This is a genomic window from Lactobacillus sp. B4026, from assembly GCF_026535825.1.
Classification (GTDB): Bacteria; Bacillota; Bacilli; order Lactobacillales; family Lactobacillaceae; genus Lactobacillus; species Lactobacillus panisapium.
The window spans coordinates 51,136-77,724 of record NZ_JAFNPD010000010.1 but is presented as its reverse complement, the minus strand read 5'-3'; the positions used below and the strand labels follow the sequence as shown (position 1 = coordinate 77,724).

The window sequence follows — 26,589 nt, the reverse complement described above, 5'->3', positions numbered from 1 at the left end:
CATGCTTGAATTAAGAGATATTACCAAAAAATTTGGTTCCCGTGTCATCCTGAACAAATTAAACTTGACTATTCCAGACGGACAGATTTTAGCAATTGTTGGCCATTCCGGTGCAGGAAAAACAACATTACTGCGCTGCTTAAGCGGTCTTGAAAAAATTGACTCCGGTCACTTCTTCTGGAATAAGCATGAATTTGATCCAGCGGTTCCTAATCAAAAGAGTCAAATTATTGGTGTCGTCTTTCAAGATTACGAATTATTTCCTAATTTGACCGTTAAAGACAACATTACTTTGGCACCTATATTAGTCCGCAAAGAAGACCGTAAATTAGCAGAGCAAAAAGCACAAAAATTGTTGGAGCAGCTTGACCTGATCGGTAAAGATTCACTTTACCCCTACCAACTTTCAGGCGGTCAGCAGCAACGGGTTGCTATTGCCCGCGCTCTTGCAATGGCTCCAAGGATTTTATGCTATGACGAACCAACATCTGCTCTAGACCCTGCTTTACGTACAAAAGTCGGCGAAATAATCCTTCAGTTAAAACAAGATCATGGTATGACTCAGATCATTGTTACTCATGACATGGATTTTGCCAATCAAGTTGCTGATCGTATTTTTACAGTCAAGGCTTTGGATAACGGAGAAGGCTATGAAAATGAAGACTAAACGATTTCCAGCCCTCATAATTCTAGTTTTAGCACTAGTAATGTTATCTGGGTGCAGTGGCATTTCTTTAAATAAACGAGCTAACACGGTCGATAATTGGTCTCATATTAAGCAACGAGGCTATGTTATTGTCGGTGTTGACGATACATTTGTGCCAATGGATTTCCAACAAAAAAACGGTCGGTTAACGGGTTATGACGTCGATTTAGCAAATGCTGTCTTTAAGTTATACGGCTTAAAGGTCAGTTTTCAAACAATTGACTGGTCAATGAATACAACTGAGCTGCGCAACGGTACAATTGATTTAATTTGGAATGGTTTTAGTAAAACACCGGCAAGAAAGAAAAAAGTAAGGTTTAGCAAAACCTATTTATATAGTAGTCAAGTTTTAGTTGCATTACGCCGGAATAAAATCTTTAAGCCAGCTGATATGAAACAACAAACACTCGGAGTGCAATCCGGATCATCTGGTTACAACGATGTCATGAATTATCCCCGTGTTTTTATTAACAGAATTAAAGGACACGATCCAATTCTCTACGATTCCTTCACCAATGCCTTTATTGATCTAAATGCTGGTCGTATTCAAGGTCTATTAATAGATAGCACCTACGCAAATTATTATATTTCACACGAGAAAAAACCAGAATTATTTTCTGAAGTCGACAGTCCTTTTCCCAAAGAAGAATTTGCAGTTGGAATGCGGAAAAGCGATACAACTTTATGCCGAAAAGTCAATGCAGGTCTAGAAGAGCTCGCACGAAATGGTACTTTAGACCGAATCAACCATAAATGGTTTGGCAACAAAGCACAATCACCTTTATTAAAAGCAAAGTGATAACTATTCTAACTGATCAAGCACTTCTGCTATCCCATCATGATTATTATCAGATGTTACATCAGTAAAATGGCGTTTTAAGTCCGCAGGTGCGTTCCCCATTATGATTGGGTGACCAACAGCTTTTAGCATTGGCTCATCATTATAATTATCGCCAAAAGCCCAGCAATTTTTTAAATCAACATTGAACTCCTTGGCTAGTATTTTAACGCCCTCACCTTTAGAAACGTCTTTAACCATTATTTCTAATAAATTAGGTGCAGATTTCACTATTACAAGCTCTGGATACTTACTGCTTAACTCCTTTTGTTCTTCAGTCAGCTGTTCAGGATTTCCTAGTAACAGCACTTTATGAACACCTTTAAGCTCTTGAATTTGCGTAATTGAGCTTGTTTTAGCTTTGACCTTCACGATTTGTTCTTCTTGCTTTATTAAATCACTATTATTTCCTGGGGAATAATACCAATCATAGCCACTATATACACTCCACGTAGTTTGATTTTGCTTTTCTTCGACATAAGTGCAGATTTCTGCTGCCTGCTTTGCTGTCATATATTTCGAACATAATGGCCGTCCCATTTCGTCTAATACGAGTGCACCATTATAAGCAATCATTGGGCAAGTTTTCATAATTTGTCCCGCTGCTGTCATAATTGCTTGGGGCATTCTAGCCGATACCGGTATAAAAACATTGCCATTAATAATTTGTCGCCGGATTGCTTCTTTAGTTTTTGCAGTTACCTCTAATTTAGAATTGATTAATGTTCCATCAATATCTGAAAATAGCAGTTTTGCCATATTTTTTGCCTCTTTATAATTTAGCTGACTTAGTTACCTTAACTAATTTTACCGGTATTTGAATTACTGGGTCAATCTATGCCAAAGCTAAATCTGTTCGAAAATCTTTCCTATATTGTCATTTTTGCTTACTATAATTCGCATTTGCAATTATCTACTCGCGTGCTACACTATAATAGTTGTTAGTTTATAATAAAAACACGAACATTATTTTTGTAGGAGAGATTAGATGAATTTTATCAAGAGCTATTTTCAGCTCGACAAATACAAGACTAGTGTCAAGGTGGAATTTCTAGCCGGTTTGACTACTTTTATCAGTATGTCATACATCTTATTTGTTAATCCTAGTGTCCTAGGAGCTAGTGGGATGGACAAAGGAGCAGTTTTCACTGCGACTGCGTTAGCAAGTGCATTGGGGACAGCCTTAATGGGAATAGTTGCCAATTATCCAATTGGTGAGGCTCCCGCTCTCGGAATCAATGCTTTCTTTGCCTATACAGTTTGTATCGGGATGCATGTTTCATGGGAAACAGCACTTGCAGCTGTTTTCGTTGCTTCAATCATCTTTATCCTGATTACGATGTTTAAATTAAGAGAAAAAATCATTAATGCTATTCCAGCAGATTTAAAATTTGCAATTTCTTCCGGAATTGGCCTCTTTATTGCTTTTTTGGGCATGCAAGACGGTGGCATTATTGTTGCTAATAAATCCACATTAGTTGGTCTAGGTTCTCTTCATGATCCTGCAGTTTGGATTACTATTTTTGGTCTGTTAGTAACAGTTATCCTGATGATTTTAAACGTTCCTGGTGCAATTTTCATCGGAATGGTATTAGCTGCTTTGTTTGGTGTAGCCACAGGTCAAATTGCTCTGCCAACCAAAATTATTTCAGTGGCACCAAGCATTGCGCCAACTTTTGGTCAAGCTGTCTTTCACGTTAAAGACATCAACTCACTTCAAATGTGGGTCGTAGTCTTAACTTTCTTATTAGTTACCTTCTTTGATACTGCTGGTACATTAATTGGTTTGGCTCAACAAGCTGGTTTTATGAAAAATAACAAAATGCCACGTGTCGGCAAAGCTTTGGCATCTGATTCCACTGCAATGATGGCCGGTTCTGTTTTAGGAACTTCCCCCGTCGGTGCGTTCGTAGAATCAAGTGCTGGGATTGCCGTTGGTGGTCGAACAGGTTTAACGGCTGTCTTTGTCGCTATCTTCTTCTTAATTTCAATGATTTTTAGTCCGCTATTAGGTCTGTTTAATACGCATGTTACAGCTCCAGCACTAATTATCGTTGGCGTTTTAATGGCACAAAATACTGCCCACATTCACTGGGACAAGATGGAAATTGCCGTCCCTGCTTTCTTAATCTTAATCGGTATGCCATTAACTTACTCTATTTCAGATGGGCTAGCCTTAGGCTTAATTACCTATCCAATTTGTATGCTTGCAGCTAAAAGAGGTAAGGAAATTACCCCAATGATGTGGGTACTATTCGTAGTCTTCATTATTTTTCTGGCGGTCTTAAACTTCTAAATTTGAAATATGATAAAATAAATATGTTAATTTATTATATTTTGCAATAGATTGAAAGAAGCGTCATGAAGACATTAGAAAAAATAGATTACCGGAAATTTATCTTTCCGCTTTTGTTCGGACTGGTTTTCTGGTTCACAACACCAATACGACCAGCTGGTGTGACAGTGCAAGCCTGGCATATGCTAGCAATTTTCATTGCAACAATTGTTGGCTGTATTACATTGCCAATTGCAATCAGTGGGGTTACCTTAATCGGCTTCACATTAACCATCTGCCTTGGCTTAGTACCACTTGCAGATAAAGTAGTTAACGGCAAATTGGTTGAAAAAGGGGCTATTAACGCCTTCTCCAATACCTCTGCCTGGTTAATTGTAATGGCATTTATGATTTCAAGGGGAATCGTCAAAACCGGTTTGGGTCAAAGAATCGCTTTTTACTTCGTAAAGTGGTTTGGCCACAAGTCATTAGGCTTAGGCTATGCTATCGGAGCAATTGATTTAATCGTTTCGCCGGCAACTCCTTCTAATGGTGCCAGAGCCGGTGGTGTGGTTTATCCATTAATTGAGTCATTAGCAGAAACTTATGGTTCTAAACCTAACGATCCATCAAGAAGAAAAATGGGCGCGTATTTGATTTTTACTGAATTTCAAGTAAACGTCATCACTTCGTCCCTGTTTATGACTGCCTGCGCCCCGAACTTAATTGCAGTTGCTTTAGCGGGTAAGGCTGGCGTAACACTAAGCTGGATGCCTTGGCTTACTGCAAGTATCGTTCCCGCAGCGATTTGTTTACTCGTAGTTCCTTATTTTGTTTACAAAATTTATCCGCCTGAGATTAAGGAAACACCTAATGCAAAGGAATGGGCTACTAGTAAACTTGCTGAGATGGGTAAGTTAACCTTGCCTGAGAAAATGATGGCTATTATCTTCGTAGTCACGTTAGCGCTATGGATGCTTTCAAGTACTTTAGGAATTGACGCAACTTTAATTGCCTTTATTTCTGTTGTTCTCTTATTGTTAACTGGCGTATTGACACCAAAAGATATTCTAAGTGAAACAGGAGCATGGAATATTTTAATTTGGCTGTCTATCTTAGTCTTTATGGCAGAGAAACTAACTCAATTCGGCTTTATCGGTTGGATTTCGACTAGTATTTCTAGCAGCATGAAGGGCGTTAGTTGGTTAACAACTTTAATTATTTTGGCATTAGTACTGTTTTACACGCACTATTTATTTGCTAGTGCAACAGCTCACAACTCAGCAATGTTCTTGCCATTATTAACTGTTGCAATTGCTGCTGGTGCTCCAAAAGTAATGGCTGCACAATTCTTAGCATTATTCTCAGCAATTATGGGATCAACTACACATTACTCTAGTGCTGCTTCCTCTGTTTTAGCTTCTACCGGCTATGTTAAACAAAGTGAATGGTGGAAAATGAGTTTTATTTTCGGTATCTTTTATATTTTGGTCTATGGCATTATTGGCCTAGGCTGGATGAAAGTAATCGGAATGTGGTAAGTAAAAAAGCAAGTCTGAAAGGGCTTGCTTTTTTATTTCCCGGGAAATAGTAATTCAAACTGGACTGTGTGTGCTACACTAGTTTAGATAGTTCATTTATAATTAATTTTTTGGAGGAAAAATGACGACACTAGATAAAGTCTTTCATTTAAACGATGCTCATACCACTGTCAAACGTGAGTTAATTGCTGCATTAACCACTTTTGTCAGTCTCTCCTACATCCTTTTTGTTAACCCTAATATTTTACATGCAGCTGGCATTGACAAGGGGGCTGCCTTCACTGTCACGGCAGTTTCCATTGCAATTGGTTGTTTTATCATGGGCCTAGTTGCCAATTATCCTATTGCACTAGCTCCCACACTCGGAAGTGCAGCATTTTTTGCATATAATGTTTGTGGTGGCATGCATATCAATTGGCAAACTGCACTAGCTGCTGTTTTGGTAGCTTCAGTCCTATTTATTTTAATTACGATTTTAAAGCTACGTGAAAAAGTGGTCGATGCTATTCCGCAAGATTTAAAATATGCTATTTCAGCCGGTATCGGTCTCTTCATCGCCTTTATTGGTTTGCAAAATGGTAAATTAATTGTCAATAGCGACTCAAACCTCGTTACTTTAGGCAAATTTAACTCTCCTGCCGTTTGGATCACTCTTTTTGGTTTAACGTTAACAGTTATTTTAATGGCAATGAATGTTCCCGGCTCAATTTTTATCGGGATGGTTGTTACGGCTATTTTTGGTATTGTTATTGGCCAAGTGGCGGTACCAAAAGCTATTGTTTCAGCAGCGCCAAGTATCGCACCTACATTTGGTCAAGCCGTCTTTCACTTAAAAGATATTAATACGCCGCAATTATTTATGGTAGTTCTAACCTTTTTATTAGTGACTTTCTTTGATACCGCTGGCACACTGATTGGTATGACCGAACAAGCTGGGATGGTTGATAAAAATGGTAAAATACCTCGTATCGGTAAAGCCTTTGTTTCTGATTCCCTAGCCATGGTTGAAGGAGCGGTTTTAGGTACTGCTCCCCTTGGAACCTCAGTGGAATCAAGTGCTGGGATTGCTATGGGCGGACGGACTGGTTTAACCGCAGTATTTGTAGGTATTTTCTTTTTAATCAGTATGATTTTTAGTCCTTTACTTGCAGTGATTCCAACTACAGTTACCGCTCCCGCTTTAATTATTGTCGGCGTGTTAATGGCGGGCAATTTAAAGAAAATTAACTGGGACAAATTTGAAATTGCCTTTCCGGCATTTCTCACTGTAATTGGTATGCCTCTGACATACAGCATTTCTGATGGTTTGGCACTAGGAATGATTGCTTACCCAATTACAATGCTCGCTTCTAAACAAGCCAAAAAAGTCTCACCGATGATGTACGCATTATTTATCGTCTTTGTCATCTTCTTTTTAGTGACAAATATGTAATCTTTTATAAGCAAAAAATACCACTTCCAGCCAAGTGGTATTTTTTTATTTTGATAGTTTGCTAGCAAACCTGTGGGTATACAAAAATTGGACCTAGTAATTTAGAGACGTTTTGCAAGAAACCGAAATCTTTGTTATGTTATTATATAATAGCTTTGGCGTAAATAAAGGAGATGCAACAAATAGCCCACGATTTAAGCCTTTCGGACTATGATTATGTTAAATAAAAAACATAAAATTAAACAAGATTATAAAAAAGCACCGCTTTCTAAAGTACATTTGCGCGTCATGTTGGCAATTGCTTTAGGACAATTTACCTGTGGCTTTTCACTTGGAATAACTGGAATGGCAATGAATAATGCCAGTAATTATATCGCAATCAGTGATTTATGGACTGGACTAATTGGTGCCGGTGGTTTAATTGGCTTATCAAGTAGTGCTTTTATTGGCCGTTTGTCCGATAAGATTGGGCGCTGTGAACTGTTAATGAGCAACATGTATGTGTTGGCAATTTTATCATTACTTCACCTCACAACTACTAATCTTACCTGGACCTTTATTATTCGAATTGGCATTGGTTTAATGATGGCAATCGACTATACAGCCGGTAATGCCCTACTGACCGAATGGTTACCTAAAGGAGAAGACAGTAAAAGGCAGAGTCATCTCTTGATTTATTGGGTTCTTGGCTTTATTGCTTCATATCTTACTGGAACCCTCGTAAACGGTTTTGGAGCTCGTACTTGGCAGATCATTTTAGCAGCTGGGGCTGTTCCGGCTACTATTACTGCACTATTTCGGACAATTTTTCCCTTACCGCCATCACCAGGTTGGCTTGCTAATAAAGGTAAAATAAAAATTGCTAATCGAGTAATTGGTAAGATATTAGGACACAAATGGGGCATTTCCAGGCATTTTAAGCGTCCGAAGGAAAATGATTCAAGTTCCTGGACTATTTTATTCAGTAAAAAATATCTACGAAGAACTATGGTTGGCGGAATCTTTTATGCCTGTCAAACTTTCGCCTTCTTTGGTATCAGTATTTTCTTACCAATTTTGCTAAATGGCATGAACATAAGCAACCCACGTGTTTCAGGAAATTTATACAATATCAGTATGCTGTTAGGAATTTTTCTAGGAATCTTTCTTTTCAATCATCTCAGTCGGCGCGTATTCTTAATTAGTAACTTTTTGTTATCGACATTTTTAATCGGCCTACTAGCACTGCTGCCAAATGCGCCATCTTCATTTAAGCTTCTACTATTTTCAATTTTCTCAATTATTTTATCATCGGGTTTGGTTTTAGATTATCCATATCCAACCGAGTTGTTTGACGATAGTGTCCAGGCTAGTGGTGTGGGCACGTGCATTACTATTAGCCGCATTGGTGCTGCAGCTGGAACCTTCTTACTTCCAGTTTTGACCGATGTTGGCGGCGTCAATTTGGCAATGCTTGTTTGCGCCTGCGTATTATTCGCCGCCTTTCTTGTCTGTTTAATTTGGGCACCAGAAACTGCACCACAATATTTAAAAAAGAACAAATAAAAAAGCATGCTGCACTTGCTTTGATTGATATCGTTTTGAAATTGAAATCAACGCAATTAACAGCGTGCTTTTTTAGCCATCATACTTAATTCCTTGGAGTTGCCGCATTTGACTATAAACTCGGCCCCGTTGGTTTGAATCTAGTGCTAGGATTAATGAGTCTCCCGGCTTGATCACGGATTGGCCATTAGGAACGATATAATTACCATCATGATAGATTGCTTTAACCAAGGTATCTTCTGGCCACTTAACTTGGGCAATTGTTTTTTCAGCAAGTTGACTGTCCTCATAGACAGGAACAGTTAGTTGATCCTCCTTACCCGATTTTTGAATAGTAACAGATGCGCCTTGTTCGGCCATTTTTTGGGCTAATATTCCGTATATTGGCTTACCACCTAACAGTTCATCAGTAAGTAAAGCAATAAACGCAACGACTGCAAGCGGCATTAAGTGCAGAAGCGATCCCACCATTTCCGTAATCAGCATTATCGCTGTAAATGGTGCCCGAATTACCGCAGCAAAATAGCCAGCCATCGCAAAAATTATTAAGTTAATTACTAACTTGGCGGGCAAAAGATGAAGCTGAACCATCATTAGACCATAACAGGCACCAATTAAAGCACCCATGGTTAAGACGGGTAAAAAGATTCCACTTGGCAAGCCAGAGTCATATGAAATGATCGAAAATACTATTCTAATGACAAAATAAAGTACAAGTAGTTTTACCATTTGCCAATTATTAATTTTAATCATCTTTGGTAACGCCAAAATTAAGCGATTGCCTGGTCCAGTTATCAGTGGCCAAAAATAGGCAATTGGAATTAAAATTACTAGCGGAATAAGACCATATAACCAGTTAGGCAGAATTTTGATTTTAGCATAAAATTCTTTTCCCTTAAATAAACCGGCTTTGTACAGATGCCCTAAGAGACCTAAGAGCAGTCCCAATACCAATAGGTGTCCGTATAATTGAACAGGAAAAGTATGCCGATAAACTAAAGATAATGCCGGTTTTTGACCAAAGAAATTCGATACGACATAATCTGAAACCAAGGCCCCAGCTAGTGCATTAAGTCCTACACGAGGTGAAAAGTTGTGAAAAACTTCTTCTAATACAAATAAGGCTCCGCTAAGTGGTGCACCAAATGCGGCTGCCAGTCCACTTGCGGCACCCGTTGATAGCAATACGCGCTCGTTTGTTTTAGCCTCTTTAGAGGCTTTTGCCATCCCTTGACCGATAGTTGACCCGATCTGAAGTGAAGGCCCCTCAGGCCCCAAAAATAGGCCCGTACTAATGACTAGAATGCCGCCAATCACTTTCCGCCACAAAATCGGCCACCAACTAAGTTGCAATTTACCTGCAAGCTGTAATTTTACTTCAGGAATACCAGATCCCCCAACGTGGGGATATTGCTTAACAAAATAGCCCGCAATTAAGCCAACTGCGGCTAAGCCGATAACAATTGGTAAGAACCATAACCAACTTTGATGAGCCAGATGAAACAACATTAGCCATAAGCTAGACATTTGCTCTATTCCAAACCGGAAAAAGCCAACAACTATTCCACTGCAGAGGCCGACTAGCATTGCCTCTAGCAGCAGCTTAATCTGAATTCTATTATTTTTCATTTCGCACCCACTTTGAACTAGTTTCATCACAGCAAAAAACCAGTCAAAAACTAATTTTAACTGGTTTTTGTTTTGTTACACGTGTAACAGAATTATTTTTCTTCGTACCACTCAGTATGGTAAACACCATCACGATCATTTCTGAAGTAAGTATGTGCGCCAAAGTAATCACGTTGACCTTGAATTAAATTAGCTGGCAGACTTGGATTAAAAATTGACTCCAAATAGTTAAGTGAGGCACTTAAAGTTGGTGTAGGAATCCCGGCCTTGGTTGCAAGCTCAAGCACTTTACGCAATGCTGGGGTATTCTTCTCCATCAAGTCCTTAAAGTAAGGATCTTGGAACATATTGTCAAGCTTCTTGCCATCAGCAAAAGCTTTTTCAATATCTTTTAACATCGATGAGCGAATAATGCAGCCAGCTTCCCAAGATTGAGCAATTGCAGGATAACGCAATTCCCAATGGTAAGCATCAGCAGCCATTTTTAATTGCTGGAAGCCCTGCGCATATGCAACAGCTTGGCTCAACTGCAATGCTTTTCCAAGGTTTTCGATTAAATCATCCGGAACTTCACCAGTCCAATTAATTTCTTTACCTTCACGCGTAGTAGCCTTTGACATAAACCGACTGATAACTGCTTCAGCTATTACACTAATTGGAACACCTAAATGAACTCCATCTTCTAGCATCCAGTTACCCGTACCCTTATATGAAGCAACGTTTAAAATATGATCAATTACATGATCTGGGGTCAAATCATCTTTTTGCTTCAATACTTCGGAGGTTATCTCACTAAGATAGGCCTTAACTATACCTTGATTCCAGTCAGCAAAAATTGCGGACATTTCATCATTAGATTTTCTTGCTACTTTACGTAAGATATCGTAAACTTCGGAAAACTCTTGCATGATACCATACTCAATTCCGTTATGTACCATTTTAACGTAATGACCACTGCCTTCAGGACCAATGAAGCTGACACATGGCTGGCCGTCATCATTTTTAGCAGCAATTGCTTCTAAAATAGGGGCAACTTCCTTGTAAGCTTCTTCATCACCGCCCGGCATCAATGCTGGACCATTTAAAGCTCCCTCTTCACCGCCTGAAACACCCATGCCAATAAAATGAATGCCATGCTCTTTCATTTCGTGAAAACGCCGATTAGTATCATGGAAGTTTGAATTTCCACCATCAAGTAAAATATCGCCTTTATCAAGTAATGGTAATAGCTTATGTAAAGTTTCATCAACTGGCTTGCCGGCCATAATTTGAATCAAAATCTTACGTGGTTTCTCTAGAGAATTGACAAATTCTTCCCAAGTATAAGTTGGTTTTAATTTATCATCCTGATATTTGGCAAAAGCATCGACTTCTTTTTTATCAATACTAAAGCCTGAAACGGAGAAGCCACTATTTCTAACATTTAAAGCAAGGTTCTTGCCCATTACGGATAAGCCAATGATTCCGAATTGTTGCATATTTAATCCTCCATCGTACAATTTCATACTCTATTATTATACTTGTACGGTAGCAAAAAAGCGAAACTTTCAAAAAGTTTCGCTTTTCCATTTCTAATAATATTTATTAGTGTGCTGAAGCACCTGAAGTTGTGTCAGGCTCTTCTTCTTCTGGTTCAGGTTCTTCTTCTTCAGCTTCTGAAGCACCTGAAGCAGCATCTTCAACTAAACCATATTTATCAGCAAAGTAGCTGAATGGCTTCAAATCTTCAGCTTGATACTTCTTAACGAATTCAGGATCATCAAGTGAGTTCAATTCAGTTGAGTAAGGCATGTCATGAGTGAACTTGATGTCGATTAACATTGGTCCATCCATTTGCTTGAATTCCTTAACTGCGTCTTCGAATTCCTTCTTAGTACGTACAGTTACACCCTTAACGTTCATACCTTCAGCAACTTGTGCCCATTCGTTGTTTGGCAAAATAACACCTGATAATGGTTGGTGTGATTCATCAACTTGTTCAGCTTCAATGTAGCCTAAAGTATCGTTAGTGAAGACAACGTTCAAAATGTGCATGTTGTAACGAGCTTCAGTCAATAATTCTTGACTCATCATTGCGAAACCACCGTCACCACCTAAGTTCCAAACTTCACGGTCTGGGTGAACTGTAGCAGCAGCGATAGCAGCTGGTGAACCAAAGCCCATAGTTGCGTACAAACCTGAAGTTGCCCAAGTTTGTTCATCGTGCAAGTTGATTAAACGTTGGAAGTCAATGTTGATGTTACCAACATCAATAGCATATTGTGCATTGTCATCAGCGTATTTGTTAATGATGTCAAAGATTGGTTCACGGCGAACTGGCATTTCGTCTGAGTCAACAAAGCTGTTCTCCCAGTCTTCCCAGTTCTTACGGTCTGCAATAGCAGCCTTGTAAAGTGGAGATTCTTCACGAGCTTCACCGGCATCGATGATTGCTTGCAAAGTCTTAGCACCGTCTGCCAAAATTGGAACATCAACTGCGTGACGCTTGCCCAATTTTTCTGAATCAACATCAATTTGAACAACCTTGGCCTTAGGGTCAAAGAAGAATACTGAGAATGGTGAGTCGTTACCAACCCAGATAACAGCATCTGCGTGCATTTGAATATCATCACTAGGCTTTGGAGCAACACGGCCAATTGAACCCATGTATGCTGGGCACTTGTCTTCAACAACACCCTTAGCCATAACTGATGACATCAATGGAGTCTTGAATTTTTCAGCGAATTTTTCTAAGACATCGCCGTGACCCTTCATACCTAAACCAAAGTAAACAACTGGATTCTTAGCTTCCTCAAGAATCTTAACAGCTGCATCGATTTCTTCTTTCTTAGGAGCTGCATAGTTAGGAATAGCTTGCATTGAATTGTAAGTTACTCTGAAGTTGTCGTTAATCTTTTCCCAACCAAAGTCTTTAGGAAGGATTAATACAGCTGGGCCCTTCTTAGCATAAGCTTGACGAAGAGCTTCATCCATCATTGCAGGAATTTGATCTGCACGCTTGATTTGGTGGTTCCAAACAGCTACAGCATCAAACCAAGGCTTTTCATCGAAAGCTTGGAAGAAGTCGATATCTTGACGACTAGTTGGAACGTTAGCAATAATTGCTACCATTGGAACCTTGTCGTACTTAGCATCGTATAAACCGTTCATCAAGTGAACAGCACCAGGACCAGCAGAACCAAAACATACACCAGCTTTACCAGTGAACTTGTATTCAGCTGAAGCAGCCAAAGCACCAGCCTCTTCGTGCCGTACTTCGATATACTTTAACTTGCCCTTGAAGTCGTGGATAGCATTCATTGTTGAGTCGAATGAACCACCTGGGAAACCATAAATATGATCAATATGCCAGTCCAATAAAACTTGGAGCATAGCATTTGCGCCATTAATTTTTGCCATTTTTAAAGTGCATCTCCTTAAATACATTTACTTACATACTGTATTAAAACATATAATTTCACAATTTCAAGTGAGTAAAATTATTGGTTGGACAGATATGTAAGCGCTTTGTAAAAATATTATTTTCACAAACTTATATCAATAAATAAACACTTTAAGATAAGAGCAATAATTATATTTGTGATTATCTGATCATTAACGTTTATTTTGTGTCTTTTTTGAATTATTTATTTTCAGAAAAAGAATTTTAAATTTTTTCTAAAAGTTACTTTTTGATTTTAGCATAATGACCATTTTGAACATAAACACTCAAAATCGCCATATCGGCTGGATTTACCCCAGAGATCCGTTCAGCTTGTGCGATCGTCTCCGGTCTAATCTTCTCAAATTTTTCCCGTGCTTCCGTTGCTAAGCCTTCAATTGCTTGGTAATCAATATCAGCTGGTATTTTTTTGGCTTCTTGGCGGTGCAAACGATTAATTTGTTGCTGTTCCTTCTTAATATAGCCGGCATACTTAACATTAATTTCAATCTGCTCCTTGACGTAGCGCTCAGTTGAAATTGTTTCGCCCGTCAGTTTTTCAATATCATCAACTTTAACTCGTGGCCGACGTAAGAATACATCTGCTTTTACACCAGCTTTAAGCTTATCTTCACCAATACTTGCAAGATATGCCTGCACTTTTTCATCGGGATGAATAGTAATTGTCTTTACAGCATTTTCGGCTTGCTTGATTTGCTCTTTTTTAGCCAAAAACTTCGAGTAGCGCTCTTCCGAAATCAGACCAAGTTGATAACCATAATCCGTTAAACGTAAGTCAGCATTGTCATGACGTAAAATCAGCCGGTATTCCGCCCGTGAAGTCAGCAATCTATATGGCTCTTCTGTTCCCTTAGTTACTAAATCATCAATTAAAACGCCAATATATGCTTCATCGCGACCTAAAGTAAAGCCAGGTCGATTGGAAGCACGTAAAGCTGCATTAATACCAGCAATTAGGCCTTGTCCCGCAGCTTCTTCGTAACCAGAAGTACCGTTCATTTGCCCAGCAGTAAACAGGTTCTTAATGTTTTTAGTCTCCAAGGTATGCTTTAACTGCCAAGGATCAATTACGTCATACTCAATTGCATAACCCGGACGCATCAATTCGGCATCTTCTAATCCTGCAACCGTATGTAGCATTTTTAATTGAATTTCTTCGGGCATTGAAGTTGAAAAATCGCCAACATAAACTTCCTTGGTATTTTTACCTTCCGGTTCAAGAAAAATTTGGTGGCGCGGCTTATCAGCAAAGCGCACTACCTTTGTCTCAATTGATGGACAGTAACGCGGACCCACACCTTTAATCTCACCTGAAAACATTGGTGAGCGGGTTAGATTTTCGTTAATAATTTTGTGTGTTCTTTTATTAGTGTAAGTCATCCAGCAAGAAACTTGCTCTTTTAGATAGTCCTCATCTTTACTTTCAAAGGAAAAATGACGCGGTATCTGATCGCCTGGCTCCTCTTCCGTTTTAGAGTAGTCAATCGTATTACTATTGACGCGTGGCGGTGTCCCGGTTTTAAAACGACGTAATTTAAAACCCAGTTTTTCCAGATTCTCAGAAAGTTTAATTGCCGGAATAGTATTGTTAGGGCCTGAAGAATAATTTAATTCACCAATATAAATGCGACCACGAGCCGAAGTTCCTGTAGTTAACACAACACTTTTGGCATGATACCTGGCACCCGTATTAGTAATTAGTCCTTTACATACACCGTCTTCAACTATTAGTTCATCAACGGTTGCCTGACGCAATGTCAAATTAGGTGTTTCTTCGATTACGCTCTTCATCTGCTCATGATATTGCCACTTATCAGCTTGCGCACGGAGAGCTTGAACAGCAGGGCCTTTACCCGTATTGAGCATTCTCATTTGAATATAAGTTGCATCAATGTTTTTACCCATTTGACCACCAAGGGCATCAATTTCACGTACTACTGTCCCTTTCGCTGGACCACCAACCGAAGGGTTACAAGGCATAAACGCAACCATATCTAAACTAATTGTTAATAGCAGCGTCTTTTGGCCCATTCTGGCGCTAGCTAAGGCAGCTTCACTACCTGCATGACCTGCACCAACGACGATTACGTCATAATCGTTTGAGTCATAATTTTTAATCATTCTTTTACACCTATTTTCCTAAACAGAATTGACTAAATAGTTGATTAACAAGTTCATCTGGACTACTTTCACCAGTAATTTCGCCTAGAGTATCCCAAGCACCATTGAAATCAATTTGTGCAATGTCAATTGGCACCTCAGTTTCTAACGCAGCAATGACATCCTGCAACTGCTTTTTGGCCTTTTCAAGTAGTCCTACTTGTCTTTGATTAGTTACCATTACTTGATCGTTTAAATTTTCAATACCGTTAAAGAATAAATCTTTAATTGCCTCTTTTAACTGGTTCAAATTCTTTCTTTGCAAAATAGAAGTCGGAATTACTTCGCTGTTAGTTAATTCTTTCATTTCAGCAGCTGATACTTTTTGACCCAAATCGGTTTTATTTAAGATAACAATTCTCTTTTTGTTTGCCGTTGCCGCAATTAATTCGCGATCTTCTGGATCTAGCTCCTTACTTGAATCAAACAAGAGTAAAACCAAATCAGCCTGATCCAAAGCCTTTTTTGATCGTTCCACGCCAATTTTTTCTACTTTATTTTCAGTGTGCCGAATACCAGCTGTATCAATCAATTTCAGCGGTACCCCTTCAACCGAAACGTATTCTTCAAGCGTGTCTCGCGTTGTACCAGCGATATCCGTTACAATTGCTGTATCGCTTTTAGTTAAATAATTGAGCAGCGATGACTTACCAACGTTGGGTTGACCAATAATTGCAGTCGCTAGACCGTTACGTAACGCCGTTCCCTCGGCAGCAGTCTTAAGCAGACCATCAATTTTACCAATAACTGATTGCGAAACCCTAGTCATTTGCTCAGCCGTCACTTTATCAGCATCATATTCAGGATAATCAATATTAACTTCAACATTTGCAAGAGTATCTAAAATCTCTTGGCGCATTGCCTGAATTTTTGCTAATAATCCACCTTCAAGCTGATTTTCGGCAACCTGCCTTGCACGATCGGTTTTAGCGCGAACAATATCCATTACGCTTTCAGCTTGGGTTAAATCAATTCGCCCATTAACAAATGCCCGTTTAGTAAACTCTCCTGGCTCAGCCATGCGCGCACCGGTTCTTAGCAAAAGCTGTAAAATGCGGTTGGTGACAACAATTCCGCCGTGACAATTAATTTCCACAATGTCTTCGCGCGTAAAAGTCTTTGGCGCCAGCATAACGGAGACCATTACTTCGTCAATTATTTGCTTATTTTCGGGGTCAACAATGTGCCCATAATGAATAGTATGACTAGGAGCTTTAGTTAAGTCTTTTCCTTTAAAAACCCGGTTGGCGATTTTAACTGCATCTTCACCAGACAATCTGACAATTGAAATACCACCTTCACCGATCGGCGTCGAAATTGCTGCTATCGTATCAAATTCAGTCAAAGTTTGTGCCATGATTTCTCCTTTTCAATAAAAAAAGCGCATTATACCACCATGAATAATAATCATGATGGATAAAGCACTTTGACTACTTTATCTAAAAATTACTTTAGATTAATGTTTACGTTTTAATCGTTTATAAGTCTTCCGTAGTTGCCGCTTACGTTCACGTTCAGCTTCAGCCTTAGCTTCTTGTTCATGCCGATATTTAATCGGATTCTGCAAGATAAAGGTTTGAACCACTTGGAAGAGGTTAGAAATTACCCAGTACAAAACAATTGCTGATTGGAAGTAGATACCCATTATACCGACCATTACGGACATTCCGTAAGTCATAATCTTAGTCGAAAAGTTTTGTGATTCTTTCGGCGTTGATAATTGACTAATGTAAGTCGATAAGAACGTTAAGATCATCGACAAAATCGGCATAATAAAGTATGGATCCGGCTCACCTAAGTCCATCCACAAAAAATGGCCAGTCTGTAATTGTGGCGTCTGCCAAATCGCACCATACAAAGCATACATAACAGGCAGCTGAATAATCAGTGGCAAACAACCTGCGTACGGATTAATGCCAGCTTCTTTATAGAGCTTATTAGTTTCTTGTGAAAGCAGTGTTCGCGATTCTGTATCATTACCTGGATATTTTTTGCGCAATGCATCAATTTCAGGCTGAATCCCTTGCATTTTAGTTGTACTCTTAATCTGCAATGCACTAAGTGGATACAAGATTAACCGCACAATAACGGTAAAGACAATAATTGCCCAGCCGTAACTGTTGTTCATTATCTTCGCAAGCCATAACAGGAACGTTGACATGTAATAAATTACCCAACGATCCCACCAGTTACCACTAGTATGTGAAACAGGAGCTGGCTTAGCATTTGAAGCAGCACATCCAGTTAGTACAACGGCAACTGCCATCACTGCTAATAGCACAAGTACACGTTTGACATTCTTTTTAGTTAAAATGTCTTTCACTCTAATCTTCCTCAACTTTTTCAGGTATTTCTTCTATAATATTAGCCAAAAAGAGCGCATGAAGCAAATTCTTCCGGACTTCTGCCATCCTAAAATTTCGTACATACGGTCTAGCAATTACCAAAAAATCAATCTGTGTATCAATTGCAGGCTTATTTTCAGTAAGAACTGCTCGAATATAACGTTTGAGGCGATTACGTACAACCGCGGTATGTCCGACCTTTTTGCCAACTGAAATTCCAACCCGAAAATGAGTATTCTCGGGTTTAGCTATTTTATAGATGACAAACGCCCGATTTGCTACTGAATTACCAGATTTAAAAACTCGCTGAAAATCATTTTCAGTTTTAACTCGATAAGACTTTCTCAAAACGTTTCATTCCACTCTTTGATATTAAAAAAACCACTGGGATTCAGTGGTTTAAGCAGATAAGACTTTTCTACCCTTTGCACGGCGTCTAGCCAAAACCTTACGGCCATTTGATGTGCTCATACGCTTCATAAAGCCATGAACGCGTGAACGGTGACGCTTTTTAGGTTGGTAAGTTCTTTTAGTTGTCATTAAACTACACCTCCATTTTTAATATGCTAACTGCACAATTTAATATCTAGGATACCATGATTAAAATAAAAAACCAAGCGAAAACGAAAAAAATGCTAATTTACTACCTAAATATATGTTCTTAGCCCCAAAAGATTCTAACACATGTCTTTAGAATGCTTGATCAGCTTTATATTCTTTATTTTTTGCAAATCTACTCTAGAGCAGATTTTTGTTTCATAATTGGATAAATTATTTTGTAACTCACTAACTTAGCTACTTCTATTACTCCAATTTTTTGTAACCTCAAGTATCCAACTAGGGTGTTAGTCTTAATAAACAACAAGCAAAGTAAATTCCCATAAATTGGCATAGATCTAAATTGTTCTTAACATTATATTTTACTATGCTATAGTAGAAAGCTAAGAAACTCCTAAAGTTTAGTTGGAGGTAAAAATGGATATTGGTGAATTATTAAAACAGTATCGCACAAGAGCGAACAAGACCCAAAAAGAATGGGTTGGAACCATAATTAGCCCATCATTTTACTCAAAAGTAGAACAAGGAGCGAATCACATCGTTACTAATGATTTGCTTGATCTACTTGACTATAACAATATCTTGCCCGAACAGTTTTTTAATGAATTGAGACCCAGGAGACAGCTTGAATATGAATTTGAACAGGAATTACGCAAATTAATGAGCAATGCCTATTATCAAAATTCTACTAAAGAGCTTGAGCGCTTAAAACAAGTAATCGAACAGGGAAATTTACCTAATAAAAATAATCTACTACTTATAATTACCGGTGTTATTGCATTAGCAACTAACAATAGTAAAAATTTAGATCAAGAAACTATCTCGATTATAAAAAACAGAATATTTAGTGTTCACTCATTTGACAAATATTCTTTAAGAATTTATTGCTCGTCCATGCGGCTTTATGATATTGATAGTAATATTTTGCTTACACATAAAATTATAAAGCAATTACAAAACAGTACTGATATTGACATTCAAAATTCAATTTTAGCAATTATTACTAATTTGATGGTTTTATGCATAGAAGACAAGCGCTATGATGCCGTTATGACTTTTGTAAAGGTTGCAGATTCTATTAAAATCAAACCCGAATTATGTTTTTGCAAGAGTGTTTTTTTAATATTCAAAAATTTGATTAATTTTCATTACACAAATCAAAAAGAATATCTTGAAGCCTGTCAAAAAGGAATCGATTTTCTTTCATTTATTGGCATGACGGAATATAGTAAGAATCTTACTGAGTTTGTCAATAAAAACAAATAGATAATTTTTTACCTATTTGAAACATTACTTTCATATATGATTTAAAAGTTCAAATATGCATCTATTGCCTTCTTCTCCTAAATTATCAATTATAATAGCAGCCATAAAGATTACTCTCAATACAAACTAAAAATCTAATATTTTTAAATTAGTAAAGATATAAATAAAGGGATAGGTAAGTTATGTTTGAAACCATAGTATATAGCGCCGTAATAGTTATTGTTTTCTGTCTTTCTAAAATATTTAAAGATACTTCTTTTTTTATATTTATTAGAAAAAAGCGTGGAATACTTTTAGTGGCATTTTCAGTGATAGTATTATTGGGAACTTTAGTAGCAAATAATTTTAAATTTAAGCAAATATTTCCAAGTTTAACTATTATTTTAATGTTGGTTTTATTAGTAGGATTGTTTTATATTTATAAAGATCATCCAAATAAATAACGGGCAAAATAAATAGCAATAAGAGTTTAAAAGCAACAATGCAGCAGCATTGTTGCTTTTATTATGCTCTAGTAAAAATTCTTGCTATCTTTTTACTTTCCATTCAAATCTTCTTGATGAATTTCAATTGATGGATAATGACCTAATGACGGCAAAAAGGTATCTAATGGGCAACTATAAACCATGTAGTAATCCCCTTCTTCTTTATTAGCATTATATTCAGTGAACTTCTGCTCAGCCTTTTTGGGATCCTTAGTAAGGTAGACTCACTGACAACACCGACTTTTTCCTGAGCAACATTTTCAACGCATCCCTTAAGAATCACTTTAAGGTTACCATCGTCTTTTAACGCCATTTTGATATAATCATCGTTCATTGGCTAAAATCTCCTTTATTTTTTCAGTAATTGCGTGAAAATATTTAGTTCTATTTTACTATTTTTCACGTGAAACAAAAAGTGGTTCTCACCTTCATGGTAGAATCACTTATCATTATTACTCTAAATATATTTTTCTCAAGGCAGCGACTTCTTCAGGAGTAACCTTAAGTTCATTCTTGAAATAAGCGTCAATGCTGCCAGAAAGATTAATCATTTCAGCAAAAGAGGCCTCTAAATATTCCGATCGGGTATCAAGCATCGAATACAAGTAAGCAAGTACATTTTGATCATCTGTTTCGTGCGCATATTGTGCCATTCGATGCTGGTTGCGCTTCTTACGCAGCGTCTTAGTCAGCATATAATCACTTATAATCGTATCCATATCAACACCAAGCAGATACAAAATGATTGCTACACCGTAGCCTGTCCGATCTTTACCGCCACGGCAATGCTGATCTAGCGGAACGTTTTCTTGCTCTAGCAAAACATCTAATAATTTGCGATAAATCCGTTTATTCTCATCAAGCCGGACAAAATCTTTACTTTGATTAATCATCGTCTTGCCTGAATTATCTAAACGAACATTTTGATCTACTTCTCGCTGAACTAATTGGCGAACTTTTTCATGTGTACTGCCAGCCTTGGCCGCCAGAACTGCTCTTTGCGCGTCAGGAACTAGGTGAAAAGTTTGCTGCAATGCTTGCCAGTTCTGATTTGGCTGAGCTAAATATTCAGCTGGACTGCGATAATCAACCACCGTTTTTAGTCCAATTAAGTCTAAAACCCGCTTATCATTTTCAGTAAGCCGGTGCAAATGATCAGAGCGAAATAATTTCCCCCACCTGATCCTTTTTCCATCTGCACCAAGATATCCGCCTAAATCACGAAAGTTATTGGTCCCCTCAAGAGGAACTACTCTAGTTGCCCAAATTATTTCATTATCTTCGTCTCTAAGTAGAAAATATGGTCGCGCGTACTTAGTTACTTTTATTTCAATAGAGTTTTCTGATGTTGTCAGCAAAAACTCACTAACAACTTTATCGGGCTGTGGCAATAAATAGATGCTAGTCTCCTTAGCATTACTCCATTTTAATTTGTACTCATCCCTACCCAAATATTTGACATTAACATTTGCAATCATAAATCCTCCACTATTATTTGGTTTCTTCAGTTTTGGCTGCTTCCTGCGCACAGCATTGTTTATCAATCATTCTCATAAATGGATACCAGATAGCAAGTAAAATCACGAGTTGAACAACGTGCCAGATGACCATTCGCCATCCACCCAGAAGAAATGCCCGGAAAAATTCAGGAGTTCCGGCTGTCTGGACTGGGATGCCATTAGGACGTGGAATAAGTCCAATATAAGTAGCCAAATACGTTGCTGCTACACTAATTGTTCCGCCCATTGTTAGTGGAATGAAGGCTAACGGATTTAATACCATTGGAATGCCGAATTTAAATGGCTCGCTTATGCCAAAGAAGGCAGGAATAAATCCGACTTTTCCCAAAGAGCGCAACCGTTCACTCTTAGAGCGAATACATAGAATTGCATATGCTAAAGCTCTCGGGCCTTTTTGGTTAGTAATAAAAGTCATCGTCACAATATACGGCAATGCGGTTCCCGCTTTAAATGCATTTAAATTAGCAACATCAAATGGATAAAACAGGGTATATAGTACTGCTGTCGTAGCCATTGTTCCATGAATTCCAAAAAACCAGCAAAATTCGGCAAAAAACACGAGGACTAAAGCAGCAAATGGACTTGATCCTAAACCTTGCAAAGGTACTTGAATTAGCGTCATGATCATATCATCTACATTATGATACGGCGTTAATGTAAATAAGAAATTAACAATCGCATAAATAATAGTAATTAAGAAAATCGGCAACATTGACGCGAATGTTTTTGATACAAATTCTGGTACACTATCAGGCATTTTAATCACTAAATATTTATTATTAGCAAATAGCGCAAACAGCCTCGTAGCGGTCAGCGCTACTACCATGGCGACCAACATCCCTTGTGAACCAATATAATTCATATCAAGGCCAATAAATTTACCTTTTTGTTCAATCATCGGTGTTACCAGTAAAAAGGCAACAAGCGATGAAATAATTGCCATAAATTTATCAACTTTAAGTTCAGCAGCTAAACTATTGGCTAATGAAACGACAACATAAATTGATAAGATATCGGTAGTAACTGCCGTAATGATATTAAAAATATTTTTTATTCCAGTTTGTGTAATAAAGCTTTGATACGGGCCAATATTTAAACTAAAAAAGATAGACGAAAATGAGCCGACCATCAAAACAGGTAAGATGGCCATCATCCCGCCGGCAATGGCAGAGACATATTTATTACGCTGAAATTTTCCCATTCCTGTTTGAATTTTGTCACGCCACTGTGCTAGCTTGGCCTTATTTGCGCTCACCATTAGCTTTTTTCTCCCCTTCCAAAACTTCTAGAGCATCATTAAGAACTTTTTCACCATTCATCATGCCGTAATCCATCTGGTCAATGACTCTGATCGGAATCGAAAATTCTTTCTCAAGTTCTGGTTTAATATGCCCCACTTGAGGTCCAAGCAAGATAATATCGAGGTCCGTATAATTATTAAGCGCAGATTCCGCAACGGCATTGATGTCAGCGTCAACCTTCTTTTTCTTAGCCGCTTTCTTCATCTGAGTCACCAACATGCTTGTAGAAAAACCACCTGCACAAGCTAACATTATTTTATAAGTCATTTTTACTAATTCCTTTCTTTTAAAATAGCAATAAGTTCTTTTGCCAAATCATTGACAGTCATCGCATTCATCAGGTGATCTTGTGCATGTACCATCAATAAGGAAGGCCTTTCTGCACTGCCATTAATTTCTTTTTGCAATAATTTAGTTTGTAAGTTATGCGCCGCAAGTAGGTCATCATGCGCTTTTTTTAGCAATTCTTCGCTTGCCTGATAATCTTGCGAGCGTGCCTTACGAATTGCTGCAATACTTTCAGACCTAGCACTTCCTCCCTGCGAAATTAACTGCATAATAATTTGTTCTTGCTCCATCAATAAAGCCTCCTTCACTTGAGCTACAAGCGCTATTATAAGCGCTTACATTTTGGGGATGGCTTTTTTTGGAAAAGTACACTATAAATTAACTGATAAATAAAAAAACGTGTAATATTACACGTCTTTGATTTCCTTATTTAACCTTTTTGCATATCGCTTGAATAGCTCATTCATAACTAATAATACGGGTACTTTATCCGTAACATTATAATCATCGATTCGCTTATCGGGCGAATAACAAAAAAGGCGTTCATCTGCCAATTTTGCCAACGGATTAACTGATAGATTGGTTAGAGTTATCAAGCAATTACCATGGCTCTTAATTTCCCGCGCTAGCTTCAATAATGGCTTTTTATTGCCAGATAAGCTAATTAGAAAAAAGAGATCACTACTTTCGTGGCCAATAATATGAGTTAAGTCACTAGGATAGTCATAAAAAAAGGACTTGTAATCAAGAGCATAAAAATTGCCAACGATTAGCCTGGTAACATATGCAGTTTGCCCCATTGAATAAAAATTAATCTTTTTCGCACTTAGCAATTTATCTAACACGCGTTCCCATGGCATTTGACTAATTAGTTCCAGGTTTTTCTGTAATTCTTTTGCGCCATAATCACCAACCTTTTGGTTATCTATGGTTTCATTTTTGATTGAGCTCTTTAAATCGGCGAACCCAGTGTAGCCTAATTTATGGCAAAGCCGCGTAATTGTATTTGGATATGTGTAAAAGCGTCGCGCCAAGTAAGTGATTTTTAAGTCACCGATATCCTTTTTATTAGCCGCAAAATACTGCACGATCCTATCTTCTAAATCCGTAAAATTAATTGATTGACTGATAACTCGCTCTTCAAAAGTCATACTTTTCCCTCTTTACTAAAAAAATTTGTTGAGGCCATTGTACTTTTAGACTTTACGAAGTTACTAAAATGTAAGCAAGTTATGAAAACAGCCACTAACTAATTCAATGAAGTTGAATTCTTCACGCGTTTACCTTGCAGTTAAGCTAAAAGACACTGGTATAAGTTTTATTTTATGCATGCTAATCGCTATCATCTTTTTTTAATAAAAAGCGTTTTACCCATGAACGACCGCTAGCATGAATTAGTTAATTTTGATCTTTAATTTGTAAAACAAGCAGCCCCTTTTTACCGACAATAGCATTTTTATTATTCAATGTATTTAAGAGCAAATTGGTACCAAGTTTTAACATTTTTTCAGATAATTACTTATGTATCTTGTTTACAAAAGACCGGCATTTTTTATCCACAATTTATGACACACAGCAGTTTGCACAAGTTTATCCACAAGACACAACCTGTTAAAAAAGATATTCACAGCATGTGGATATCTCGCTGCATTATTCATCTCTTTTACTGGTAAATTAATAAAAATAATCCACAGGATTGCCTGCAAATTTCTCATTTCAAGATTTATTTCTCGCAAAATTTGTGTATCTTTCTAAAATATCTATCCACAACTTGTTGATTTTGGATTAATGTTATTCACTTGTGGAAAACATTTTATTTAGATGGTACAATAAGTTTTGCTTAACGTTATCGGAGGGACTTATTTTGTTTGACATCAATAAATTTTGGCAGCATTTTAACGATGAAATGCGTGAACGTTTTAATGAAGTTGCCTACAATGCTTGGTTTAAAAATACTAAACCCGTTTCCTATAATAAGGAAACTCATGAACTAAAAATTGCCGTCCAAAATCCGGTTACTAAAGGATATTGGGAAAAGAATTTGTCTACGCAGCTCATTCAGTCAGCATACGGATATGCCAATATTGAAGTGATTCCTGTTTTTCAGATCGAAGGCGATAGCAGTACTGAACGGCTTGTAACCCCAAAGCCGCAGACACAGCCATTACGTGAAAAGACGCAAAGACAAGAAACCAATGCATTTGTCCGCAATCTTAAGCTGAATGATAAATATACTTTCGATAACTTTGTTCAAGGTGAAGGAAATAAACTTGCAGCAGGTGCTGCTTTAGCTGTTGCCGATAGTCCTGGTAGTTTTTACAATCCGCTTTTTATCTTTGGTGGCGTGGGTCTAGGTAAGACACACTTGATGCAAGCGATTGGTCACCAAATGCTGGCAGAACGACCAAATGCGAAAGTCGTTTATATCCAAAGTGAAACCTTCGTTAATGACTTCATCAATTCCATTAAAAATAAAACGCAGGATCAATTCCGGGAAAAATATCGTACCTGCGACTTATTGTTAGTCGACGATATCCAATTTTTTGCCAAAAAAGAGGGTATTCAAGAAGAATTCTTCCATACTTTTGAAACGCTCTATAACGATCAAAAACAGATTGTTATGACGAGTGACCGGCTGCCAACCGAAATTCCTGACTTGTCCGAAAGACTGGTATCTCGGTTTACCTGGGGGCTGCAAGTTGAAATTACGCCACCCGATCTGGAAACGCGAATTGCAATCTTGCGGAAAAAAGCCGAAGCTGAAAATCTCATTATTGATGACAGCACACTCGATTACATTGCTTCACAAGTTGATACCAATATTCGTGAACTTGAGGGTGCCTTGGTTAAAGTCCAGGCGCATGCAACAATTGAGCATGAAGACATTAACGTCAATTTAGCTCGCGAAGCCCTAGCAGATCTAAAACTGGTGCAAAAAAATCAAGGCTTACAAATTTCTAAAATCCAAGAAGTCGTTGCTAATTATTTCCAAACTTCGACTTATGAATTGAAAGGAAAAAAGCGGGTAAGGCAGATTGTCGTACCGCGCCAAATTGCAATGTACCTGTCTCGTGAATTAACTGATTCCAGCTTACCTAAAATCGGCCAAGAATTTGGCGGCAAGGACCACACAACGGTGATGCATGCTTGCGATAAAATTAGTCGCGAAATAAAAACGGACTCAGATATCAAAACAGCAGTTTTTGATTTGAAGCAGATGCTTGATCGCTAAAAAGTGCTTAAGTGTGGAAAACTTTC

At 37.9% G+C, this 26,589-nt stretch carries 24 protein-coding genes; 9 read left to right on the top strand and 15 right to left on the bottom strand.

Going from position 1 to position 26,589, the window contains the following annotated elements; genetic code table 11:
• Position 1: 1 nt before the first annotated feature.
• The gene (locus J3U69_RS08650) at positions 2-667 is read left to right on the top strand and encodes an amino acid ABC transporter ATP-binding protein (RefSeq protein ID WP_267413729.1); all 666 of its coding nucleotides are present in this window, start codon (positions 2-4) and stop codon (positions 665-667) included.
• The gene (locus J3U69_RS08645; protein WP_220220400.1) at positions 657-1,505 is read left to right on the top strand and encodes an amino acid ABC transporter substrate-binding protein; all 849 of its coding nucleotides are present in this window, start codon (positions 657-659) and stop codon (positions 1,503-1,505) included. Before J3U69_RS08650 ends, J3U69_RS08645 begins: the two co-directional genes overlap by 11 nt.
• A gap of 3 nt (positions 1,506-1,508) precedes the next feature.
• Here J3U69_RS08645 and J3U69_RS08640 read toward each other — a convergent pair whose 3' ends face one another.
• The gene (locus tag J3U69_RS08640; protein WP_267413728.1) at positions 1,509-2,303 is read right to left on the bottom strand and encodes a Cof-type HAD-IIB family hydrolase; all 795 of its coding nucleotides are present in this window, start codon (positions 2,301-2,303) and stop codon (positions 1,509-1,511) included.
• A gap of 229 nt (positions 2,304-2,532) precedes the next feature.
• Here J3U69_RS08640 and J3U69_RS08635 point away from each other — a divergent pair, with 229 nt between their 5' ends.
• The 4 genes from J3U69_RS08635 to J3U69_RS08620 all read left to right on the top strand — a co-directional run bounded on the left by J3U69_RS08635 (position 2,533) and on the right by J3U69_RS08620 (position 8,337).
• Complete coding sequence (locus tag J3U69_RS08635; protein WP_220220402.1) at positions 2,533-3,840, top strand: NCS2 family permease; 1,308 nt, start codon at positions 2,533-2,535, stop codon at positions 3,838-3,840.
• A 65-nt stretch (positions 3,841-3,905) separates the two neighbouring features.
• The gene (locus J3U69_RS08630; protein WP_103752619.1) at positions 3,906-5,360 is read left to right on the top strand and encodes a DASS family sodium-coupled anion symporter; all 1,455 of its coding nucleotides are present in this window, start codon (positions 3,906-3,908) and stop codon (positions 5,358-5,360) included.
• A gap of 121 nt (positions 5,361-5,481) precedes the next feature.
• Positions 5,482-6,792 (top strand): NCS2 family permease, encoded by a 1,311-nt coding sequence (locus J3U69_RS08625; protein ID WP_103752620.1) that lies wholly within the window; start codon positions 5,482-5,484, stop codon positions 6,790-6,792.
• Between the two features lie 210 nt (positions 6,793-7,002).
• Complete coding sequence (locus J3U69_RS08620; RefSeq protein ID WP_267413726.1) at positions 7,003-8,337, top strand: MFS transporter; 1,335 nt, start codon at positions 7,003-7,005, stop codon at positions 8,335-8,337.
• A 72-nt stretch (positions 8,338-8,409) separates the two neighbouring features.
• On the opposite strand, the gene J3U69_RS08615 is transcribed toward J3U69_RS08620, so the two are convergent.
• The 8 genes from J3U69_RS08615 to rpmH all read right to left on the bottom strand — a co-directional run bounded on the left by J3U69_RS08615 (position 8,410) and on the right by rpmH (position 18,453).
• On the bottom strand, positions 8,410-9,966 hold the full coding sequence (locus J3U69_RS08615; RefSeq protein ID WP_220220405.1) for a ClC family H(+)/Cl(-) exchange transporter: 1,557 nt from the start codon (positions 9,964-9,966) through the stop codon (positions 8,410-8,412).
• Between the two features lie 92 nt (positions 9,967-10,058).
• On the bottom strand, positions 10,059-11,444 hold the full coding sequence (gene gndA / locus J3U69_RS08610) for an NADP-dependent phosphogluconate dehydrogenase (RefSeq protein ID WP_267413725.1): 1,386 nt from the start codon (positions 11,442-11,444) through the stop codon (positions 10,059-10,061).
• A gap of 106 nt (positions 11,445-11,550) precedes the next feature.
• A complete protein-coding gene (spxB, locus tag J3U69_RS08605) occupies positions 11,551-13,365 on the bottom strand; it encodes a pyruvate oxidase (RefSeq protein ID WP_267413724.1) in 1,815 nt (604 codons plus the stop codon).
• A gap of 265 nt (positions 13,366-13,630) precedes the next feature.
• Positions 13,631-15,529, bottom strand: coding sequence for a tRNA uridine-5-carboxymethylaminomethyl(34) synthesis enzyme MnmG (mnmG, locus tag J3U69_RS08600; protein ID WP_267413722.1), 1,899 nt, complete (start codon positions 15,527-15,529; stop codon positions 13,631-13,633).
• 10 nt (positions 15,530-15,539) lie between these two features.
• Positions 15,540-16,925 (bottom strand): tRNA uridine-5-carboxymethylaminomethyl(34) synthesis GTPase MnmE, encoded by a 1,386-nt coding sequence (gene mnmE / locus J3U69_RS08595; protein ID WP_267413721.1) that lies wholly within the window; start codon positions 16,923-16,925, stop codon positions 15,540-15,542.
• 99 nt (positions 16,926-17,024) lie between these two features.
• Entirely contained in the window at positions 17,025-17,891 is an 867-nt protein-coding gene (locus J3U69_RS08590) for a membrane protein insertase YidC (protein WP_220220409.1), read from the bottom strand.
• 1 nt (position 17,892) lies between these two features.
• Entirely contained in the window at positions 17,893-18,261 is a 369-nt protein-coding gene (gene rnpA / locus J3U69_RS08585; protein WP_103752628.1) for a ribonuclease P protein component, read from the bottom strand.
• Positions 18,262-18,312: 51 nt separating this feature from the next.
• Positions 18,313-18,453, bottom strand: coding sequence for a 50S ribosomal protein L34 (gene rpmH / locus J3U69_RS08580; RefSeq protein ID WP_003549412.1), 141 nt, complete (start codon positions 18,451-18,453; stop codon positions 18,313-18,315).
• A gap of 435 nt (positions 18,454-18,888) precedes the next feature.
• Between rpmH and J3U69_RS08575 the strand changes: the two genes are divergently transcribed.
• Entirely contained in the window at positions 18,889-19,737 is an 849-nt protein-coding gene (locus J3U69_RS08575; RefSeq protein WP_267413720.1) for a helix-turn-helix domain-containing protein, read from the top strand.
• 182 nt (positions 19,738-19,919) lie between these two features.
• Positions 19,920-20,180 carry a hypothetical protein gene (locus tag J3U69_RS08570; protein WP_267413718.1) on the top strand — a complete coding sequence of 87 codons (261 nt, stop codon included), beginning with the start codon at positions 19,920-19,922 and terminating at the stop codon, positions 20,178-20,180.
• A 163-nt stretch (positions 20,181-20,343) separates the two neighbouring features.
• Here the strand turns inward: J3U69_RS08570 and J3U69_RS08565 are convergent, their stop codons facing one another.
• The 6 genes from J3U69_RS08565 to J3U69_RS08540 all read right to left on the bottom strand — a co-directional run bounded on the left by J3U69_RS08565 (position 20,344) and on the right by J3U69_RS08540 (position 24,482).
• Positions 20,344-20,556, bottom strand: coding sequence for a hypothetical protein (locus tag J3U69_RS08565; RefSeq protein WP_267413717.1), 213 nt, complete (start codon positions 20,554-20,556; stop codon positions 20,344-20,346).
• Between the two features lie 118 nt (positions 20,557-20,674).
• Positions 20,675-21,700 (bottom strand): tyrosine-protein phosphatase, encoded by a 1,026-nt coding sequence (locus J3U69_RS08560; RefSeq protein WP_220232530.1) that lies wholly within the window; start codon positions 21,698-21,700, stop codon positions 20,675-20,677.
• Between the two features lie 13 nt (positions 21,701-21,713).
• Entirely contained in the window at positions 21,714-23,000 is a 1,287-nt protein-coding gene (locus tag J3U69_RS08555; protein ID WP_267410337.1) for a PTS sugar transporter subunit IIC, read from the bottom strand.
• Positions 22,984-23,310 (bottom strand): PTS sugar transporter subunit IIB, encoded by a 327-nt coding sequence (locus J3U69_RS08550; protein ID WP_220220413.1) that lies wholly within the window; start codon positions 23,308-23,310, stop codon positions 22,984-22,986. Before J3U69_RS08550 ends, J3U69_RS08555 begins: the two co-directional genes overlap by 17 nt.
• 5 nt (positions 23,311-23,315) lie before the next feature.
• Positions 23,316-23,621, bottom strand: a complete 306-nt coding sequence (locus tag J3U69_RS08545) for a PTS lactose/cellobiose transporter subunit IIA (protein WP_267410338.1) — start codon at positions 23,619-23,621, stop codon at positions 23,316-23,318.
• A gap of 117 nt (positions 23,622-23,738) precedes the next feature.
• Positions 23,739-24,482: a MurR/RpiR family transcriptional regulator gene (locus tag J3U69_RS08540; RefSeq protein ID WP_220220415.1), complete on the bottom strand. Its 744-nt coding sequence runs from the start codon at positions 24,480-24,482 to the stop codon at positions 23,739-23,741.
• Positions 24,483-25,195: 713 nt separating this feature from the next.
• Between J3U69_RS08540 and dnaA the strand changes: the two genes are divergently transcribed.
• Positions 25,196-26,563 carry a chromosomal replication initiator protein DnaA gene (gene dnaA, locus J3U69_RS08535; protein ID WP_220220416.1) on the top strand — a complete coding sequence of 456 codons (1,368 nt, stop codon included), beginning with the start codon at positions 25,196-25,198 and terminating at the stop codon, positions 26,561-26,563.
• The last annotated feature ends 26 nt before the right edge of the window (positions 26,564-26,589 follow it).